The organism is Mesorhizobium sp. M8A.F.Ca.ET.181.01.1.1, assembly GCF_004792025.1.
GTDB lineage: Bacteria > Pseudomonadota > Alphaproteobacteria > Rhizobiales > Rhizobiaceae > Mesorhizobium.
Map to the genome: position 1 here is coordinate 1 of NZ_SRTV01000166.1, position 325 is coordinate 325.

1 pseudogene is annotated in these 325 nt (G+C 61.2%); it reads right to left on the minus strand.

Annotation, left to right across the window (positions count from 1 at the left end):
• A pseudogene (fadH, locus tag EN824_RS34065) lies at window positions 1–325 on the minus strand (NADPH-dependent 2,4-dienoyl-CoA reductase); the annotation flags it as partial.

The following is a 325-nucleotide window of genomic DNA, read 5'->3' on the forward strand; positions in this document are numbered from 1 at the left end:
GGTTCAGGCCGCGCGCGTCGCGGCCTGAACCTGGAGATAGGCGACTTCAAAGCCGATGCGGACACAACCAATGGCTGATAACCGTAGCGACCTGCATGCAGGATCTGCATTGCGATCTTGCCGCCTTCTTCGTGAACTGCTTGCGTGAGCCGCCGATGATTGCGCAGATCGAACACCGAGTTCAGCGTGCCGCCGAACGGCAGCAGCCAACCCTCGCGATTCGGCGAGATACCGCCGGTAATGATCAGGCCGACGCCGCCCCTGGCGCGCTCGCGAAAGTATTCGGCAAGCTTCGCATAATTCCAGAAGCGGTCTTCCATGCCCG